Consider the following 12,999-nt stretch of genomic DNA (forward strand, 5'->3'; position numbering starts at 1 on the left):
GTGTCACTCTTGGGCTGCGTCATTCGCCTATGGGCGCTGGCCATAACTTGCTGGACGTGGCGTCCCAGCGCCCGGACGCGCGTTGTCGTTGCGCGCCCAAGATGGCACTTGCTTGTCGTAGTTGTCACGAGGTCGGCAGGCGCGATCATGCGATCCTCCTGGACTTCGATCCGGAGGTGGTGGCGTTCGCCGCGCAGCCGATCCAGCCGCGGCTCTTGCCGATCCCGCTGCCACCGCTCCCGGCAGAGCTTGTCGGCTCCTACCTCAACCGGCTGGCCGATGCCAACCACCTCACCATACGGGAGCTGACCCATGAGATCGGCCACAGCCACCACCACGACAGAGACGCCGACAACGTCATCGGGTGGACACCCGACTCCATCACCAACCTGGCCGTGCTCACTGGCCGATCAACCACCGTGCTCCAGCGAGCCCTGCCCGCACTCCACGAGATCTTCGCCCCATCCCCGCAACCGCCCCTGACGATCCAGCTGATCGCTACCGCATGGAAGGCAGTGGCCTGCCTCTTCTGCGCAGCCCGCCGAGGAGTTCGCGGCATGGCCTTCCAGCGCACCTACCCACATCAACGCATCTCCGCCGTTCACGGTCGCTGGCACGGCGGAGGCGACCTGCGGCCACTCCACCAACTCCCTGAAGTACTGCACGCCAACAACCGGCACCGACGGCTCCTCAGAGGACAGCCCGATCCCCTGCTCCTCAGCTGGAAACACCACGAAGCCCAACAGCTGACAGCCTCCTGGCTGACCAGCAACAACGGCCCACCCGAGCTGATCCACCGCTGGCAGCAACGCCTCTCCCACCTCGACGAAGACCCCTACGGCGACCCACACCGGCCGGGCCCCGACCGCGTCGAACTCGTCACCTATCCCGAGACCGTCACCCTCACCAGCCTCTTGTGTCGGCGCCCTCACCAGAGTCCTGATGCGTTCCTCACCGCCGTCGAGCATCGCCTTCAATTCGATGACCAGAACATTCCCGCCCTGCTCTCGCGTACCAAACTGCCATCCTCATTAAGAAAAGGCCGATCTCTGTCTCAGCTGAGGCCCGGCCAGGCTGGTGCCATCAGTAGTGCGCGAGGATCTGGGCGACAGGATGACCGAGAAGTGCGGCTACGGCGTCAAGTTCTTGGGCATCGAGTTCGTACTTGGCGCGAACCGGATTCATGACGCTCACCTCGAATCGGGCGAATCCGATGGGCCAGTCATAACGAAGCGAATCCAGGGCGACGACCGAGCCGCAGCACGGCACTGAGACATCCAGGCTGCCGATGCTCTCGCCGTTCTCCTCGACCAGGTCATTGAGCCACTGCACATCGATGTCTCCGTCGCAGTTTGAGCAAGAGATCCGAGTGGTGTTCTCGCCGGCGTCGATCAGAGTGACTTGGTCGTAAAACTCGTGCTCGACCTCTTCAACGTCGTCTTCGGGACGAGAGAACAGCTGGGTTACATAAGCCGTTGCCGCAGCAGCATGCTCGAGTGTGGGCTGCCACTCTCGGTCGGTCGGAATCAAACGGACGTACCCATCGCTCACAGTGCCCAGCATGGCTTATGCGCCTGATGTGATCAACCAGGTAGCCGACGCGCTGCCATCGGCATGAGCGGCCGTCTTGTGCGTCGGTCAGCTGCCTAGGCCTGCGCCCACCAAAGATCAACATGGGCTAAATCTGCAAGGTTGACCGAGATTTCGGACACCCGCTGTCGCATAACAGTTGTCGCGCCCCAGCTCCTAGGTCCAGGCGAGTGACATGATCCCTGGGACATCGACACACGGCAGAATACGCGATCCGACAGCCTGGACCCCGACTGGTCCCGATCGTGTCGATCAACCTGGCGAACACCAGGTCACAGCTTGATCGACTGACACGATTAATGGGACCGGACACGTTGAAAGGACCGGGTCATGACCAAGCGGGAACGCGCCGACGCCATCAGTTACGGCTGGGCCGTAGCGAACGCGCTGACGGCGGCGGGCATCGAGAACAGTGGCGCCGCACGGGCCGGGGAGCCGGGCAAGTTGAAGCGTGCCCTGACGATCTCGCTCCTGGACCGCTACTGGCACATTCCGGACTTCGGGAACTCCGTTGAGATGAGCCTCGAATGGGACGAGGAGCACGGGTGGGCGTTGCTCGACGTCAACGAGCCCGGTGCCGTACGAGGTTTTGCCTACACCTACTACGACCTCGAGCTGGGTGTGCTGCCTGAACCGGTCCGGATGGCACGGCTCGTCAACTCGGTTCTGGCCGGGAAGGAGCGTTTGGGCATCGGTCCCCGCCGCAAGTACCGCATGGCCATCAAGCACAACCTGGACTTCGAAGCCGCCCTGGCTGCCTACCCCGGCGAGGCGCCCAAGTGATTCCGGCGCACCACGGTGAGTTTCATCGATATGCCTCGTGATCGACGAGACGGTCCCGCTCGGCGTTGTCTCATCCAATCTGATGCACCGCAGGTGAGAGATGCACTATGCCTCAAGTCCAACGAGACAGGACACATTCGAAATGATCAGCGCCGTGGCGGGGCAGTTGGAGAGGTCAACAGGCTGGTCATCGATGTGGCGGGAGAAACCTCCGGCCGAAGGGAACTTCGATGGCATCCAATCCCATAGCCGGTGACTCGCCTCTACGCTGGCTGAGTTGCCGAGTCCATGAGCATGGGCGGCAAGCTGGAGCAACGCGCCCCGGTCCCCCATCGCCTCCGGCTGCCACGGGCACCGAGCCGACGGCCTCTCCCGACCCGCGCAGCCACCCCACGACGCCCCCACCGAGCCACCGCTCGCGGAGCCGACCTCTGGCGACCTGAGGAGGTCCGCCGGAACGATCACGATCGAAGACGACCCGGCCCCGTTTTGAAAGGGCGGACCGCTCGATCTAGGGCATCCAGTTTTGCGCCCAGTACTCAACAGTGTGCTTGCGGTTGAGCACGAAGTAAGCGCGGAACGTGCCGCCGATCTTCGCATTGTGCATGCGAATGTAGCCGTTGGCGCCGGTGCAGTCCCATTGGCCATCCTTGACGATCTTGTACCCGAGTGGGCCGGGCCGCTCGTACTGGAGGTAGACCGTCATGTGCGCGCCCGCGCCCCAGCACCGGGCGGCGATCTGGAGCACGCGGGCCTTGGACTTCCCGCTACGGGTCGTCCAACTCTTGGTCGGCGAATGAGAGTCGTGCTGGAGGTCGGGGTGGTCAGCCTGCGGCGGAGTCGCGGGTGCGGCCGTGGGCGTCATGCGGGAGGTCGGCGTAGTGCCACTGGTGGTCGCGGGCGTGCCGGCACGCGGTCTCCAGGTCGCCGGCCTCGATCGTGGCCAGCAGGTCGGCGTGGTCGCGGACGATGTCGTGCAGGTCGACCTCGGTGGCGACCATCGTGACCGACGTGCGTGCCTCGATCTGCAGGCCCTCCCATGAGAGCTTGAGCAGCTCGTTGTGCGCGGCCTCGACGATGCGCCGGTGGAAGGACACGCTGGCCCGCGCCGACGCCTCGCCGTCACCGATCTCGGCGGCGGCCCGCATCGCGGCCACGTCCGTACGCAGCGCCTCCACCGGCATGGTCCCGGCCAGCAGGGCGAGCCGGGTGGCCGTCTCCTCCAGCGCCGCCCGTACGACGTAGCTCTCCCGCAGAGTCTCCTGGACGAAGGGCCGGACGAAGGTGCCGCGGCGCGGCTGGGTCTCCACCAGTCGCATTACCTCAAGCTCGCGCAGCGCCTCGCGTACGGGCGCCTGACTGGTGCCGTAGGTCGCCGCGAGCCGGGTCTCCACCAGTCGCTCGCCGGGCCTGAACTGGCCGGACACGATCCTGCCGACCAGCGAGTCACGGATCTGCCGGGCCAGCGTGAGACGCGGCAGCTTGGAGGGCTCATCAGCCATGGAGTGATCCTACCGATTATCGATAGCTGTCTTGACTACGATACCTCGATAATCAATTATCGATAATTACACGCCGAGGGCTGGGAGGGCCGCGACATGGTGATCCAGGCGGTGCATGTGCCGGAGTCCGCCGAGGCCGTGGTCGCCTGCTCGGCGCGGGGTGGCTGGATCATGGGTGGCGGCACCGTCGTGATGCCGCTGGTGAACAGCGGGGCCGCGTCCGCGACCGAGCTGGTCAGTCTGCGCCGGGCGGGGCTGGACGGCGTCGAGGTACGCGACGGGGTGGCCAGGATCGGGGCGGCGGCCACCCTCGCCGCCGTCGGCGAGCATCCCGGGCTCGCCTTCCTGCGCCCGGCGCTGCGGACGATCGCCTCTCCGACCATCCGCAACCAGGCCACCGTGGGTGGCAACCTGTTCGTCGCGCAGCCGTACGGCGACCTGGCCGTGTGTCTGCTCGCCCTCGACGCGACCTGCGAGATCGCCGGGCCGGACGGTCGGCGGGACGCACCGGTGGCCGAGGTGCTGGGCTCTGGGGTCGGCTCGGGCGAGGTCGTCGTGGCGGTACGGGCTACGGTGCCGGAACCGGGCACCTGGTACTACCACAAGGCCATGCGCCGCCGCCTCAACTCGGCGGCGATCGTGACCGTCGCCTCCGTGACCCGTACTGCCGATGGCGTCGTCGCCTCCGACGGCCTGGTGACCTCCGATGGCGTGGTCACCTCCGCCACGATCGCGCTTGGCGGTGTCGCCCCGCGTCCGGTGCGCGCGGTGTCGGCCGAGCGCCTGCTGCGGGGGCGTCCGCTGACCCACGAGGTCCTCACCGAGGCGGGTGAGGCGGCCGCCCGTGGCGACATCGACCCCTTCGATGACGCTTACGCCAGTGCGTGGTATCGGAGGCGGGTGCTGCCCGTGCATCTGCGGCGCGCGTTCATCCCTCCCGTGGTGCGGTGACCACGATGGTCCCCGGGTAGTTCGTGACACGACAGAAAGAGGTGGACCGTGCCGTCACAGATCGTCTCGCTCGCGGTCAACGGTGAGCAGCGGGAGTTCATCGCCGCGCCAGGGGCCACGCTGCTCGCGAGTCTGCGTGAGTCGCTGGGGCTCACCGCGGCCAAGCGCGGCTGTTCGCAGGGGGCCTGCGGGACCTGCACCGTCCTGGTCGACGGCCGGCCCGAGGTGGCCTGCCTGGTCGCGGTGGAGACCGTCGCCGGTCGCGAGGTCCGCACGCTGGAGGGGGTTGCCACCGGTGGTGAGCTGGACGAGGTGCAGAGCGCCTTTGTCGATTGCTTCGCCACTCAGTGCGGCTTCTGTACGGCTGGCATGATCATGGTCGCCGAGGCGCTGCTCGAACGGGATCCCGATCCGAGCGAGGAGGACGTCGTGGAGGCGATCTCGGGCAACGTCTGCCGGTGCACCGGCTACCGGCCCATCGTGATCGCCATCCTGGAGGCGGCCAGGCGCCGGCGCGCCCAGCCCCAGCAGAAGCAGGAGGCGGTGGCGCGATGACGGATCGGCTCGCCCCCAAAGACCGGCTCGCCCCCGCGTACCGGCTCGCTCCCATTGACACGAGTACGTTCGCCGACGAGCGGGCCGCCGCGCGCACAAGGGTGGACGGCGGTGGCGATTTCACCGTGATCGGTTCGGTGGTCCAGCGGTCCGACGCGCGCGGCCACGTCACCGGCCGTACCGAGTTCTTCGAGGACGTGGCCCCGGCGCGGCTCGCCCACCTCAAGATGCACCGCTCGGACCGGCACCACGCCAGGATCCTGGACGTGGACCTGACCGAGGCCCTGGCCGTGCCCGGTGTCCTGCGGATCCTCACCCACGCCGACATCCCGAACAACCTCTACACCCCGCTCAAGCTGATCGGCGTCGGGCCCGACGACGAGCCCATCCTGGCCGTGGACAAGGTGCGTTACCTCGGTGAGCCCATCTGCGCCGTGGTCGCCGAGACCGAGGCGGCCGCGCTGGAGGGCGCGGCCAGGATCAGGGTCGCCTACGAGGACCTGCCGCCGGTCTTCGACGTCGAGGAGGCGTTGAAGGAGGGCGCGCCGCTGGTCAACGAGTACCACGGGCAGAACCACTTCATCTACGAGGGCCACCACTGCCGGCGGATCCGGTTCGGCGATGTGGAGGCGGCGTTCGCGCGGGCCGATCACGTCTTCGAGTGGCGCTACCAGTCCGCGCCGATCGAGCAGGCTCCCACCGAGACCACCGGCTGCGTCGTGGTCCCGCAGGCCGACGGGCGGTTGCGCATCCACTCCGACACCCAGGCGTGCTTCTTCACCCTGGACAACACGGCGCTGATCCTGGAGACGCCGTTCAACAAGTTACGCATCGTCGGCGGTACGGTCGGCGGCGGCTTCGGCGGCAAGGTGGACGTGGTGGTCGAGCCGGTCGCGTGCGTGGCGGCGATGGCGGCCGACCGCCCGGTCAAGTTCGTCTACGACCGGGCCGAGGAGATGCAGGTCTCCTCGCCGCGCGCGGCCGAGCGCATCTACATCAAGGACGCGGTGATGGCCGATGGCCGGATCATCGGCCGCAAGGTCACGCTGTACGTCGACGCCGGCGCGTACGCCCGCCACACCCCGTACGGCACCACCAAGGCCGCCGCCCACCTGCCCGGCCCCTACTCGATCCCGAACGTGTGGGCCGACTGCCACTGCGTCTTCACCAACCGCACGCCCTCCAGCGCCATGCGCGGGTTCGGCGTGACCATCGCCGACTTCGCGCTGGAGTCGCAGATGGATCGGATCGCCCGCGCGCTGGACCTGGACCCGCTGCGGCTGCGCTTGCTCAACGCCTACCGCGACGGGGATCTCAAGGCCCACCGCAAGGTCGCCGAGGGTACGGCCCTGGTCGAGGTGATCCAGAAGGCGGCGGAGATGGCCGGGCACGAGCTGCCGGAGGCGTTCCGCCGCATGTCCTCCACGACCCGAGAGGGGCTGTAGCGATGGCGCTGCTGCGCGGGCGCGGGTACGCGTCGGTCAACTACCCGACCGGGATGAACCTGGGCGGCGACCCTTCGCAGGCACTGATCCACGCCACGACCACGGGCACGTTCGTGATCTCGCTGTCCTCGGTGGACCTGGGCCAGGGCATCAAAACGATCGCCGCCCAGTGCGCCGCCGAGACGCTCGGCCTGCCGATCGGGAACGTGCTCGTCGACACCGCCGACACCGACACCGGCCCGCACTGCATGGGTACCTTCGCCAGCCGCGGCACCCACCGCGTCGGCAACGCCGTCATCATGGCCGCCGCCGAGGCACGCGGCGTGATGCTGGAGGTCGCCGCCGAGGAACTGGAGGTCGACGCCGCCGACCTGGAGACCGACGGCACCGGCTTCATCAGGCTCAAGGGCGCGGAGGAGAAGCGCATCCACATCACCGACCTGGCGCTGGCCGCGCACTTCAAGCACGGGCGGACGATCTCCGGCCGCGGCATCTACCTCAAGGAGCCGAGCGCGCCGGTGCCCGAGACGGGGGAGATGGACCCCGACTCCTGCCAGGCGCACGCGTGTACGGCCGCCGTCGTCGAGGTCGACGACGAGACCGGGGTGGTCGAGGTGCTGGAGCTGTACAACGCGTACGAGATCGGCCGGGCGCTCAACCCGGCCATGGCGACGCAGCAGGTGGAGGGCGGGGCCTGGATGGGCGTGTCGCACGCCCTGTTCGAGACCACCGAGCCTTATTACCCGTCGCGCGACCACGGGCCGCGCGACTTCGCCGGGTACCTGATGCCCGGCCCCGCCGACATTCCCGTACAGCACAGCCTGTTCCTTGAGCGGCCGGCCGGAAACGGTCCGTACGGCGCGAAGGGGATCGGCGAGATGACGGCGAACGCCCCGATCCCGGCCATCGCCAACGCGATCTTCGACGCCTGCGGCGTGCGCCTGGAGTCGATGCCGTTCACCCCCGAACGCGTCCTGCGCGGGCTGGACGCCCTGCGCCTGAAAGTGGAGGAATCATGCTGAAAGTAGTCTCCCTGCTCAAGCGGGCCGAGGGCCTGTCCCATGAGGAGTTCGCCAAGTGGGTGGTGGAGGACCACGTCGAGTTCGCCAAGAGGCTGCCCGGCCTGCGCAAGTACACGGTCAGCGTCACCACCGGCGACGGCGGGGCCTACGACTCGGTGAACGAGCTGTACTTCGACGACGAGGACGCCCGCGCCGCCGCGTTCGGCTCCGAGGACGGCAAGGCCGCCGCGGCCGACGCCGCCGCGCACACCTCCCAGCGCGTCCACCTGCTGACCACCGAGCACGCCCAGTTGTGAGCGCCGCCGCCGGGCTCTGGCGCGAGGGCGAGCTGGCCGCCGCGCTGGAGGGGGCGGGCTACTTCGCCGAGGAGGGGCTGTGCACGGCCATCCACCTGGCGCTGCGGCTGGGCCGGCCGCTCCTGCTGGAGGGCGAGCCGGGCGTCGGCAAGACCGAGGTCGCCGCGGTGCTCTCGCGTGTCACCGGCCTGGACCTGATCCGCCTGCAGTGCTTCGAGGGGCTGGACTCCGGCCAGGCGCTGTACGAGTGGGACTACCCCAAGCAACTCCTCCAGGTCCGGGTGGCCGAGAGCCGTGGCCAGGACGTCGGCGACCTGTACAGAGAGGAGTTCCTGCTGCGCCGGCCGTTGCTGCGCGCCGTACAGGCCGAGCGGGGCGCGGTGCTGCTGATCGACGAGATCGACCGGGCCGACAGCGAGTTCGAGGCGTTCCTGCTGGAGTTCCTGGGCGACTTCCAGATCACGATCCCGGAGCTGGGCACGGTGCGGGCGCGTACGCCGCCGATCGTGGTGCTGACCTCCAACCGCACGCGCGAGCTGCACGACGCGCTCAAGCGGCGCTGTCTCTACCACTGGATCGCCTTCCCCGAGCCGGACCGCGAGCGGGCGATCCTACGCGCGGCCGTTCCCGGGCTCGAGGAGCGGGCGGCGGAGGGGCTCGTACGGGCGGTGCAGCACGTACGACGGCTGCCGCTGCTCAAGCGGCCCGGCATCGCCGAGTCGGTGGAGTGGGCGCGCGGCGCGCTGGCGCTGGCCGACGGCGGTAGCCCGTGGCCCGTGGCGCTGCGCCGGGCACTCGGCCTGCTGATCAAGGACGAGGAGGACACCCGGCTGCTCCTCGCGCACGCGGAGGAGATGTTCGACGATGCCTGACCTGACCCCCGCAGCGGACCATCTCTGGGGGTTTCTCACCGCGCTGCGCGGCGTGGGCGTGCCCGCCGCGCCGACCAAGCGGGCTGACCTGCTCCGGGCGATCGCCGAGTCCCCGCCGCCCGACCTGACCACGCTGTACTGGTACACCCGGATCACCCTGCTCCAGGACGTCGGCGACCTGCCCGCCTTCGACCGGGTCTTCGACGCCTGGTTCCGGCAGGGCGGACCCTGCGGGGCAGACCCGCCGCCCGAAGGCGACGAGGGCGGCGCGCCGTCCCCCGGCGGACCCGGTGAGGAAGACCCAGCGCGTGAGGTACGGCCGGGCGACGGCATCGAGGCCAGCACCCTGAGCACCTACGGCACGCGCGAGTTCGGCCGGACCGGCGAACAGCGGCACGCGCTCATGCGCACGCTCGAAGCCACCTGGCCCGCCGTACTGCCCGCAACCCCGTCACGGCGCCGCCGCCCGGCCCGGTCGGGGGACCGGCTGGACGTACGGCACGCGTGGCGGCGCGCCCATCGCCACGACGGGGAGATCATCGAGCTTCGCCGCCTGGCCCGCCCGCCGCGTCCGCGCCGCCTGTTGATCTTGGTCGACGTCTCCGGCTCGCTGCGGCTGCACACCCCGGACCTGCTCCGCGTCGCGCACACCGCGCTGCGCGCGGCGCCGGCCCGTACGGAGGTGTTCACCTTCGGCACCCGGCTCACCCGGATCACCGCCGCGCTGTCGCACCCGCACGCCGATCAGGCGCTGCGGGCGGTGTCGGCGCTGGTCACGGACGCGGACGGCGGTACGGCGATCGGTGCGGCGCTGGCGCGTTTCCTGGGCAACCCGCGGTTCGCGGCGCTGGCCCGAGGCGCGCTCGTGATCGTGCTGTCCGACGGGCTCGAACGCGGCGACTGCACCCCCATGGTGCGCGCCACGGCCCGCCTGTCGCGGCTAGGCCACCGGCTCGTCTGGTGGTCCCCGCTGGCCTGCTCGCCGACCTACCGCCCCGCCACGCGCGCCATGGCCGCCCAGCTCCCGAGCCTGGACCACCTCGGCGGCGTACGCGATCTGCCCACCGCGTTGGAGGAGGTACGCCGCCTCCCCGCTGTCCTGTCCGGCCCCCGCCACACCGCGGCGCGGCGTTGGTCCACCTCGCCACCCCTGGGAGCTTAAGTTTTGGACGGAATAGTTTTGGATGGAATCGTGGACGCCCACCACCACATATGGCGGGCCGCCGACCTGCCCTGGCTCCAGGGGGAGATGGTCCCGCGCATCTTCGGCCCGTACGAGCCGATCCGCCGCGACTACCCCGCCTCCGAGTACGTCGGGGAGGCCACCGCCTGTGGCATCACCTCGGCCGTCTACGTGCAGGCCAACTGGCCGCTGGACCGCTCTGTGGACGAGGTGCGGTGGCTGCGCGACGTACACGCCGAGACCGGCTGGCCCACCGCCGTGGTGGGTTCAGCCGACCTGTTCGACGAGGGCGCGGCCGACGTGCTGCGCCGGCAGGCCGCCCTGACCCCGCTCGTTCGTGGCACCCGGCTGCAACTGCACTGGCACGAGCGGCCGGAGTTCCGCTTCGCCGCCGCCCCGGACCGCATGAAGGATCCCGTCTTCCGGCGCAGCATCGGCGTGCTCGCCGAGCTGGGGTGGCTGTTCGAGCTGCAGGTGTTCCCCGCCCAGATGGCCGACGCCGCGGCCCTCGTGTCCGACTTCCCGGACGTGACGTTCGTGCTGGTCCACGCCGGTATGCCGGTGGGCGCCGAGCCGCCGGCCGTCGCGGAGTGGACCGCTGGCCTGAGGCTGCTGGCCGAGCGGCCCAATGTCGTGGTGAAGCTCACCGGCCAGGGCACCTTCGTGCACCGGGTGGACCGGTCGCTGATCGAGCGGGTGGCGGCCACGTGCCTGGAGCTGTTCGGCTCCCGTCGGTGCATGTGGGGCAGCAACTTCCCGATCGAGAAGCTCTGGACCGACCTGCCCACCCTGCTCTCTACCTGGCAGGACGTGCTCTCAGGGCGATCCGCTGGGGAGATCCGGGACGTGTTCGCCGCGACGGCCACCCGCGTCTACCGCCTCTGACCGGCTCCGCGACGGTGTGCCCGCCGCGACGGTGTGCCCGCGACGCCGCGCTCGCGTGCGGCTGCGGCTGCGGTGGAGATCGCGTAACGTGCCTGAAAATCGGGATCTATCTCGTTAAGGTGCATGGGGTCCGTTCCGGCCGTCAGAGGAGTCACTCCACTCATGCCGAATGCCGAACCCCTGCGCCCCGGCGACCCCGAGGTGATCGCGGCCTACCGGATCGTCGGGCGTCTCGGTGAGGGCGGCCAGGGCATCGTCTACCTCGGCCAGGCCCCGGACGGGCGGCCGGTGGCCGTCAAGGTGCTGCGGCAGTCCGTCGGCGGCGACGACCGCTTCGCCAAGGAGATCGCCGCGGCCCGGCGCGTCGAGCCGTTCTGCATCGCCCAGGTGCTCGACGCGTCGATGGGCGGCCGTCCGTACATCGTCAGCGAGTACGTCGAAGGCCCCTCCCTGCAGCAGGCGGGCCGCCATGGCGGCGGCGACCTGCAGCGCCTGGCCGTCAGCACGGCCACCGCGCTGACCGCCATCCACCAGGCGGGCATCGTGCACCGCGACTTCAAGCCCGCCAACGTGCTGCTCGGCCGCGACGGGCCGCGCGTCGTCGACTTCGGCCTCGCCCGCGTCGCCGACTCCGCCGTCACCGTCACCAGCAGCGTCGTCGGGACGCCCGCGTACATGGCCCCCGAGCAGTTGGCGGGCGCGTACGTCGGCCCGGCGGCGGACGTCTTCGCCTGGGCTTCGGTCATGGTGTACGCGGCGACGGGCACGCCGCCGTTCGGCGAGGATTCGCTGCCCGCGGTCATCAACCGCATCCTGAGCCAGGAGCCCTTCCTGGGCGACCTGCCGGAGCCGCTGCGCTCGGTCGTGTACACCTGCCTGGCCAAGGACCCGGCCGCCCGCCCACAGATGCAGGACGTCCTGCTGCGCCTGCTCGGCGGCGCCAACAGCGCCGGAAACCAGCACATGCCGCCAGCGCCTCAGCACGCCCCGCCCGGCCCGGGATACGTCCCGCCAGGCTCTGGGCACACCCCACCCGGCTCCGGGCACACTCCATCCGGCCCCGGGTACGCCCCACCCGGTCCGGGGCACGCTCCCGCAGGTGGCGGTCAGCGTCCCGCGCGGCCGCGTCGTCGCTTTCCGCTGGTCGCGGGCGTATCCGGAGTGGTAGCCGTGTGTCTGGCGGCCGGCGTCGTCGTTTGGAAAGGCCCGCTGAACGGGGGCGCCGCTCTATCGGCTCTGGCCGCGAACTCCAGCGAGTCGTCCCCCTCCGCCACCACGACCAAGCACAAAAAGACCGCAGCGCCCAAGAAAACGCAGACCTCACCGATCACTCCCAAGCCCACGCACTCGCGCTCCACCCCCAAGCCCACGCACGCGCCCTCCACCCCCGAGCCGTCGCAGGAGCACACGCCCATCCGCTCTACCCCCAAGAACACGCCCAAGAACACGCCGAGGCCCACGAGCACGCCTACGAACAAATCCACGAGCACGGCGACGAAGAAACCGACGACAACCCGACCGTCGCCGACCGCGACCAAGAAGACCAAGGCCGCCTCCTTCAGCCTCGCCTACGTGCGGGTCGCCGGCTCGTCGAAGATCAACGACGCGGGGATCACCTGCTACAGGGGCTCGTTGGGCTTCGGCATCGGCATCGACTCCTCCGAGATGGGAGCCGCGTTCTCCTACCAGTGGCTCGTCGACGGTCAGGTGATCGAGAGCGGCTCCAGGCGGATCCCGTCCTACGGCCGAAGCGACTATTTCGGGTCGAAGAAGCAGATCACCCCCGAGCTCGGTACCAAGCACACGGTCGTCTTCCGGCTCACCTCGCCGACACAGCGCACCAAGTCGACCTCGTGGACCATGTGCTGACCCACAGCCCTCAAGGGCGCAGCGACGTCGCCGCTGGACAATTCAA

14 protein-coding genes and 1 pseudogene are annotated in these 12,999 nt (G+C 69.5%); 11 read left to right on the forward strand and 4 right to left on the reverse strand.

The annotated features are described in order from the left end of the window. Window positions 1–101: 101 nt before the first annotated feature. Window positions 102–371 (forward strand): annotated as a pseudogene (locus AB0L53_RS07295) (hypothetical protein); the annotation flags it as partial. A gap of 39 nt (window positions 372–410) precedes the next feature. Here AB0L53_RS07295 and AB0L53_RS07300 read toward each other — a convergent pair. Together AB0L53_RS07300 and AB0L53_RS07305 are read right to left on the reverse strand one after the other, a co-directional pair. After that, window positions 411–977: a hypothetical protein gene (locus tag AB0L53_RS07300; RefSeq protein ID WP_363991933.1), complete on the reverse strand. Its 567-nt coding sequence runs from the start codon at window positions 975–977 to the stop codon at window positions 411–413. A gap of 106 nt (window positions 978–1,083) precedes the next feature. Then, window positions 1,084–1,551: a hypothetical protein gene (locus AB0L53_RS07305; RefSeq protein ID WP_363991660.1), complete on the reverse strand. Its 468-nt coding sequence runs from the start codon at window positions 1,549–1,551 to the stop codon at window positions 1,084–1,086. Between the two features lie 369 nt (window positions 1,552–1,920). Here AB0L53_RS07305 and AB0L53_RS07310 point away from each other — a divergent pair, with 369 nt between their 5' ends. Then, entirely contained in the window at window positions 1,921–2,373 is a 453-nt protein-coding gene (locus AB0L53_RS07310) for a DUF6292 family protein (protein WP_363991663.1), read from the forward strand. Window positions 2,374–2,884: 511 nt separating this feature from the next. Here the strand turns inward: AB0L53_RS07310 and AB0L53_RS07315 are convergent. Together AB0L53_RS07315 and AB0L53_RS07320 are read right to left on the reverse strand one after the other, a co-directional pair. Continuing rightward, the gene (locus AB0L53_RS07315; protein ID WP_363991666.1) at window positions 2,885–3,238 is read right to left on the reverse strand and encodes a hypothetical protein; all 354 of its coding nucleotides are present in this window, start codon (window positions 3,236–3,238) and stop codon (window positions 2,885–2,887) included. After that, entirely contained in the window at window positions 3,198–3,875 is a 678-nt protein-coding gene (locus AB0L53_RS07320) for a GntR family transcriptional regulator (RefSeq protein WP_363991669.1), read from the reverse strand. The genes AB0L53_RS07315 and AB0L53_RS07320 overlap by 41 nt, the downstream gene beginning before the upstream one ends. Before the next feature lie 96 nt (window positions 3,876–3,971). On the opposite strand from AB0L53_RS07320, the gene AB0L53_RS07325 reads away from it, so the two are divergent. The 9 genes from AB0L53_RS07325 to AB0L53_RS07365 all read left to right on the forward strand — a co-directional run bounded on the left by AB0L53_RS07325 (window position 3,972) and on the right by AB0L53_RS07365 (window position 12,953). Next, a complete protein-coding gene (locus tag AB0L53_RS07325) occupies window positions 3,972–4,826 on the forward strand; it encodes an FAD binding domain-containing protein (RefSeq protein WP_363991672.1) in 855 nt (284 codons plus the stop codon). A 48-nt stretch (window positions 4,827–4,874) separates the two neighbouring features. Beyond that, a complete protein-coding gene (locus tag AB0L53_RS07330; RefSeq protein WP_363991674.1) occupies window positions 4,875–5,381 on the forward strand; it encodes a (2Fe-2S)-binding protein in 507 nt (168 codons plus the stop codon). Continuing rightward, the gene (locus tag AB0L53_RS07335) at window positions 5,378–6,826 is read left to right on the forward strand and encodes a molybdopterin cofactor-binding domain-containing protein (protein WP_363991677.1); all 1,449 of its coding nucleotides are present in this window, start codon (window positions 5,378–5,380) and stop codon (window positions 6,824–6,826) included. The genes AB0L53_RS07330 and AB0L53_RS07335 overlap by 4 nt, the downstream gene beginning before the upstream one ends. Before the next feature lie 2 nt (window positions 6,827–6,828). Beyond that, the gene (locus AB0L53_RS07340) at window positions 6,829–7,848 is read left to right on the forward strand and encodes a molybdopterin cofactor-binding domain-containing protein (RefSeq protein WP_363991680.1); all 1,020 of its coding nucleotides are present in this window, start codon (window positions 6,829–6,831) and stop codon (window positions 7,846–7,848) included. Further along, window positions 7,842–8,144, forward strand: coding sequence for an EthD family reductase (locus AB0L53_RS07345; protein ID WP_225295367.1), 303 nt, complete (start codon window positions 7,842–7,844; stop codon window positions 8,142–8,144). Before AB0L53_RS07340 ends, AB0L53_RS07345 begins: the two co-directional genes overlap by 7 nt. After that, window positions 8,141–9,016: a MoxR family ATPase gene (locus AB0L53_RS07350; RefSeq protein ID WP_363991683.1), complete on the forward strand. Its 876-nt coding sequence runs from the start codon at window positions 8,141–8,143 to the stop codon at window positions 9,014–9,016. The genes AB0L53_RS07345 and AB0L53_RS07350 overlap by 4 nt, the downstream gene beginning before the upstream one ends. Beyond that, a complete protein-coding gene (locus AB0L53_RS07355; RefSeq protein WP_363991686.1) occupies window positions 9,009–10,178 on the forward strand; it encodes a VWA domain-containing protein in 1,170 nt (389 codons plus the stop codon). The genes AB0L53_RS07350 and AB0L53_RS07355 overlap by 8 nt, the downstream gene beginning before the upstream one ends. An 18-nt stretch (window positions 10,179–10,196) precedes the next feature. Next, window positions 10,197–11,084 (forward strand): amidohydrolase family protein, encoded by an 888-nt coding sequence (locus tag AB0L53_RS07360; protein WP_363991689.1) that lies wholly within the window; start codon window positions 10,197–10,199, stop codon window positions 11,082–11,084. Window positions 11,085–11,246: 162 nt separating this feature from the next. After that, on the forward strand, window positions 11,247–12,953 hold the full coding sequence (locus AB0L53_RS07365; protein WP_363991693.1) for a protein kinase: 1,707 nt from the start codon (window positions 11,247–11,249) through the stop codon (window positions 12,951–12,953). The last annotated feature ends 46 nt before the right edge of the window (window positions 12,954–12,999 follow it).

It is taken from the genome of Nonomuraea sp. NPDC052129, assembly GCF_040680095.1.
In the GTDB taxonomy this organism is placed as follows: domain Bacteria; phylum Actinomycetota; class Actinomycetes; order Streptosporangiales; family Streptosporangiaceae; genus Nonomuraea.

Bases quoted from the DNA above. Each gene is read 5' to 3' on its own strand.
- AB0L53_RS07320 (WP_363991669.1), bottom strand. From the start codon at position 3,875: ATGGCTGATGAGCCCTCCAAGCTGCCGCGTCTCACGCTGGCCCGGCAG.
- AB0L53_RS07310 (WP_363991663.1), top strand. From the start codon at position 1,921: ATGACCAAGCGGGAACGCGCCGACGCCATCAGTTACGGCTGGGCCGTA.
- AB0L53_RS07325 (WP_363991672.1), top strand. From the start codon at position 3,972: ATGGTGATCCAGGCGGTGCATGTGCCGGAGTCCGCCGAGGCCGTGGTC.
- AB0L53_RS07335 (WP_363991677.1), top strand. From the start codon at position 5,378: ATGACGGATCGGCTCGCCCCCAAAGACCGGCTCGCCCCCGCGTACCGG.
- AB0L53_RS07340 (WP_363991680.1), top strand. From the start codon at position 6,829: ATGGCGCTGCTGCGCGGGCGCGGGTACGCGTCGGTCAACTACCCGACC.
- AB0L53_RS07355 (WP_363991686.1), top strand. From the start codon at position 9,009: ATGCCTGACCTGACCCCCGCAGCGGACCATCTCTGGGGGTTTCTCACC.
- AB0L53_RS07345 (WP_225295367.1), top strand. From the start codon at position 7,842: ATGCTGAAAGTAGTCTCCCTGCTCAAGCGGGCCGAGGGCCTGTCCCAT.
- AB0L53_RS07315 (WP_363991666.1), bottom strand. From the start codon at position 3,238: ATGACGCCCACGGCCGCACCCGCGACTCCGCCGCAGGCTGACCACCCC.
- AB0L53_RS07365 (WP_363991693.1), top strand. From the start codon at position 11,247: ATGCCGAATGCCGAACCCCTGCGCCCCGGCGACCCCGAGGTGATCGCG.